Source organism: Gilvibacter sp., assembly GCF_013214815.1.
In the GTDB taxonomy this organism is placed as follows: Bacteria; Bacteroidota; Bacteroidia; order Flavobacteriales; family Flavobacteriaceae; genus Gilvibacter.
The window spans coordinates 1-5,012 of the sequence record NZ_JABSPU010000108.1 but is presented as its reverse complement, the minus strand read 5'-3'; the positions used below and the strand labels follow the sequence as shown (position 1 = coordinate 5,012).

At 43.8% G+C, this 5,012-nt stretch carries 4 protein-coding genes; 1 reads left to right on the top strand and 3 read right to left on the bottom strand.

Annotated features, from left to right (window positions below; genetic code table 11):
- Both HRT75_RS14015 and aroC read right to left on the bottom strand, forming a co-directional pair.
- Window positions 1-1,174, bottom strand: a 1,174-nt coding sequence (locus HRT75_RS14015; protein WP_291188018.1) for a dicarboxylate/amino acid:cation symporter, incomplete at its 3' end; no start/stop codon positions are given.
- Window positions 1,175-1,191: 17 nt separating this feature from the next.
- The gene (aroC, locus tag HRT75_RS14010) at window positions 1,192-2,256 is read right to left on the bottom strand and encodes a chorismate synthase (protein WP_291188015.1); all 1,065 of its coding nucleotides are present in this window, start codon (window positions 2,254-2,256) and stop codon (window positions 1,192-1,194) included.
- 176 nt (window positions 2,257-2,432) lie between these two features.
- Here aroC and HRT75_RS14005 point away from each other — a divergent pair, with 176 nt between their 5' ends.
- Window positions 2,433-3,263: a UDP-2,3-diacylglucosamine diphosphatase gene (locus tag HRT75_RS14005; RefSeq protein WP_291188012.1), complete on the top strand. Its 831-nt coding sequence runs from the start codon at window positions 2,433-2,435 to the stop codon at window positions 3,261-3,263.
- On the opposite strand, the gene HRT75_RS14000 is transcribed toward HRT75_RS14005, so the two are convergent.
- Window positions 3,253-5,012: FAD-linked oxidase C-terminal domain-containing protein (locus HRT75_RS14000; RefSeq protein ID WP_291188008.1), on the bottom strand; the 1,760-nt coding region annotated here is incomplete at its 5' end. The genes HRT75_RS14005 and HRT75_RS14000 overlap by 11 nt on opposite strands.

The window sequence follows — 5,012 nt, the reverse complement described above, 5'->3', positions numbered from 1 at the left end:
AGATCAAAGCCAAGGCTATAGGCATCATTTCTGCAGGGCAACCTACTGCTTCCAAGACTATGACTAACATCACCATTCCAGCACCGGGTACGGCCGCTGATCCAATGGAAGCCAAAAGTGCAGTAAGTACAATGGTCAACTGATTGCTAAAGATCAATCCCTCCGGCCAGAGCACTTGCATAATGAACACCGCGGCGACCGCCTGATCCAAACTGGTTCCATCCATATTGATAGTAGCACCAACTGGAAGCACAAATCTAGATACCTCTTTATCCACGCCGATATGCTCTTCCACACGTTCCATGGTCACAGGCAAGGTTGCCGCACTAGAACTAGTAGAGAATGCCAATAGCTGTGCTGGACTTATTTGTTTTAAAAACCAGATCGGATTCTTTTTAGCTACTACTGCTACTAAGAGCATGTAGAAACAGATCATAAGAACCAAGCCAGTCACTACAATTCCGGCATAAAATAGGAGTCGCTTGAGAATTTCAGGATCATCGGCGGTCACTACAACCTGTGCCAACAGCGCGAATACAGCAACAGGAGCACTCAACATGATCAAGTCTACCATTTTCAAAACCACATCATTGAGGGAATCAAAAAGATCTTTTAAAGGTTTGGCTGCCTTTTCGCCAATCAAGAGCATGGAGATTCCAAAGAGAATGGTAAAGAAAATCACCTGTAACATCAGCCCATTATTGCTAAAGGCCTTGAAGGCGTTATCAGGGACCATTTCTACCAGAAACTGTAGTGGGCCTCTATCTTTTCCGGCCTCCTGAATCTTCGAGGTAATCCCAGAATTTTCGGCATAAGTTTCTGAGAGTTTCGCTACAGTCTCCTCAGAAATACCGTCTCCAGGTTGTGCTATATTTACTAAAACAAGACCAATAGAAATTGCAATTACCGTAGTTAAAATGTAAGTCACAATGGTTCTTAGACCAATATTTCTGAACTTGGAAATGTCTTTTAAATCCGAGATCCCTTTGATCAAGGAAGCCAGAATCAGCGGAATTGCTATGAGTTTCAAGAGCTTTACAAAGATGGTTCCGAATGGATTGATCCAGTCGCCAACGAATTCCTTACCTCCAGATACACTCGTCATTATAAATCCGAAGATAATTCCCAGAAGCATCCCGATGAGGATCTTCCAGTGTAAAGCCATTTTTTTCATATATAAGTGGGTTTGGCTTACAATTTAGCCAATTTATTTAATAACCACGCATCTGCCAATACTAAGGCAGCCATTGCCTCTACAATAGGTACCGCACGTGGAACAACACAAGGGTCGTGTCTTCCTTTGCCTTGCATTTCTACCAACGCTCCCTCACTGTTGAGTGCCTCCTGCTTTTGCATGATGGTAGCGACAGGTTTAAAGCCAACATTGAAGTAAATATCTTCTCCATTGCTGATTCCTCCTTGTACCCCACCACTGTGATTGGTCTTGGTAGAACCGTCTGCGTTGAAAAGATCATTGTGTTGGCTTCCTTTTAAGCGGGTGCCTTCAAAACCGGATCCGTATTCAAATCCTTTAACGGCATTGATGGAAAGCATAGCTTTGCCTAATTCTGCGTGGAGTTTGTCAAAGACCGGTTCGCCTAAACCAACAGGTACTCCTTGGATCACGCAGCTAATGCTACCGCCCACAGTGTCTCCTTCCTTTCGGATCTCGCGAATCAGAGCTTCCATTTGTTCCGCCATTTCAGGATCGGGACATCTTACCGGATTGCTTTCGGTCAAAGAAAAATCCAAGTCTTGATAGGGTTTGTTCAAAGTAAGGTCTCCAACTGCAGATACGTATGCGTTGATGCTGATGTTACCAAGAAGTTGCTTTGCTAAAGCACCAGCAACTACGCGACAGGCAGTTTCTCGAGCCGAAGATCTACCGCCGCCTCTGTAATCGCGCAAACCGTACTTCTGTTGGTAGGTATAATCTGCGTGGGAAGGTCTGTAAGTATCCTTGATATGGCTGTAATCCTTGGACTTTTGGTTAGTATTCTCAATAACAAAACCGATGGGCGTACCCGTGGTAACGCCTTCAAAAATTCCCGATAAGAATTTTACCTGATCCGGTTCTTTACGTTGGGTAACAATTGCAGATTGCCCAGGTTTTCTGCGGATCATTTCTGCCTGGATGGCGTCAAAATCAACGGTTAGGCCCGCCGGACATCCATCGATGATTCCACCCAAAGCTGGTCCGTGAGACTCTCCAAAAGTGGTGAGTTTAAAAACAGTTCCAAAAGTATTTCCTGCCATGATAATCGATCAGACACAAAGGTAAATTATCAGCCGGAATATTAAAAGTTACAAACCGCTTAATATTCAGGAAACAAAGCCCAAAATGCGGTAACAGTTTTGCAACTTACTCGTAATAAATCACTAACCACTTCTTTTAAAAAAATTGCGCCCTTTGTAATACTAAATCTACAGTATTGAAGCGGAAGGTAAAAGTAGTGGTTATTTCTGATGTCCATTTGGGCACTTACGGCTGTCATGCCCGAGAACTGCTGTATTATTTGAATTCAGTACAACCCAAGATCTTGATCTTGAATGGAGATATTGTAGACATTTGGCAGTTCAGAAAACGCTACTTCCCCAAGTCACATATGCTGGTGATCAAGAAGATCCTCGCCCTTGCTGCCAAAGGCACTAAAGTTTACTATCTGACAGGGAATCACGACGAAAAGCTCAGAAAGTTCACAGACACTCATGTGGGCAATTTGCACGTCATGGATAAACTGGTTTTAAAGTTGGACGATAAAAAAGCTTGGTTTTTCCATGGAGATGTTTTTGACGCTTCCATAAAACACGCCAAATGGCTCGCTAAATTGGGAGGATGGGGTTACGACCTTTTGATTCTATTCAACCGTGCTTTAAACTGGATTTTAAAGCTGATCGGTCGCGATAAATACTCCCTGTCCAAGCGAATCAAAAACAGCGTCAAATCCGCAGTGAAATTCATCAGTAATTTTGAAGAAACTGCCGCTGAACTGGCCATTGAAAATGAATACGATTTTGTGGTCTGTGGCCATATTCACCAGCCTGCGATCAAAAAGGTAAAGAATAAAAAAGGGCGCACCTTGTATTTAAACAGTGGCGATTGGGTAGAAAACCTAACTGCTTTGGAATACAACAACAAGACCTGGAAATTATTCTCCTACAAAACCAGAGAGCGGGTAATGAAATTGGACCGCACTGAGAATGTAGATTCGGAAGTGATGCCAGAAGTAATCTCTGCATTCGTAGGAATTACTAAACTTTAAGTGCCTTTTTAAGTATAGTAACGGGATGCTGTGCCATCCTTTTGGTGCCATCGTGAATTTGATGTCTACAACTTGTTCCATTTGCAGCAATTAAGGTGTCTGAAGTAGCATTGATCACTGCTGGAAACAAGGTTTGTTTCCCAATCTTCATGCTGATCTCATAATGCTCCTTCTCATATCCAAAGCTACCCGCCATACCGCAACAACCCGAGGGAATGATCGTGGGTTTATAATTCTGAGGCAGATTCAGCATATCAAAGGTGCATTTTTGATTGCTTAAAGCCTTTTGATAGCAATGATTGTGAATCTTTACCCGGGCCTCATCCTTAGTAAACTGTGCCGATGAAATATTACCCACAGCAGCCTCTTGAGCAATAAACTCTTCTATGAGCATTGCCCTTTGAGCTAAATGCTCGGCCGCCGCTTTATCCGTGCTCATATATCGGTATTCGTCTCTAAAGCCCAATATGGCAGAAGGCTCTATTCCTATTAATAGGTCATTTGCTCCTAATTGAGGTGCTAGCTGAGCCAAGTTGTTGTCAATAACCTCTGTTGCCTCCTCTAAATAACCTTTAGACAGTAGCGCGCGTGCACTGTTGTATCCGCGGATTGGGTGTACGCTATACCCCAGACCAGTGAGAAGATCATAGGCATCTTGGGCGATCTCTTTGTCAAAATACTCAGAGAATTCATCAACAAACAAGTGAACCAGAGGCTTCTCTGTATTATGATCTGTTTCTAGCTGAGTAAAATTAAAACGATGAGCACTCAACTTGGGTAATTTTCTCCTAGGGGCAATGCCGTAAACACTTTTCACTGCATTTGTAAAGAGGCCTGAAATAAACAATCGATTACTGATCTTCGGGAAATTTGATAACCAAGCCATTCGCTGGTCACTCTTTGCAAAAAAGCGATCTCGGCGCTTCTCCCCTTTTTCTTTGCGTTGTTGGTATTGGATCTCCGCTTTAAATTTGGCCACATTGACATTGCTCGGACATTCGCTACTACAGGCCTTGCAGCTGATACAAAGATCCATCACTTTGTGAAGCTCAGGCTTGGTAAATGGGTTTCCGTCGGAGGTATTGGTCAGTAATTCTCTCAAAACATTTGCGCGAGCCCTAGTGGTATCCTTTTCATCACGAGTTGCATGATAACTCGGGCATAGGGTTCCGTTGCCCGGCAGTTTTCTGCAATCTCCAGAACCGTTGCATTGCTCCGCAGCACGCAGCAAGCCTTGACTTTCACTAAAGTCCAAATAGGTAGTTAGCTCTGGCTCTTTGCGATCGGGTACATATCTAAGTCGCTGGTCAATAGCCCAAGCATCCACAATCTTTCCGCGATTGAAAATACCCTTAGGATCAAAGACATGTTTAACGGACTTAATGTAGCCGTAGACCTCGTCTCCAAGCATCTCCGGCAGTAGTGATCCACGGACAATTCCATCGCCGTGTTCTCCAGATAATGAGCCGCGATATTTTTTAACCAAGCCAGCAACTGCTGTAGTAATGTCTTTAAATTTCTTTACGTCCTGTGATTGCTTGAGATTCAAAATCGGTCTCAAATGAAGCTCTCCCGCTCCTGCATGCGCATAATAGACCACTTCTTGGTCAAACTCGCGCATAAGCTGGGTAAAATCAGAGATATACTCAGAAAGATCTTCCACAGCAACCGCAGTGTCTTCAATACACGCCACGGCCTTAGCATCGCCGATCATATTCCCCAAAAGTCCAAGCCCTGCTTTGCGAAGCT

Excerpts from the sequence above, each read along its gene's own strand:
- aroC (WP_291188015.1), bottom strand. The coding sequence starts at position 2,256 with ATGGCAGGAAATACTTTTGGAACTGTTTTTAAACTCACCACTTTTGGA.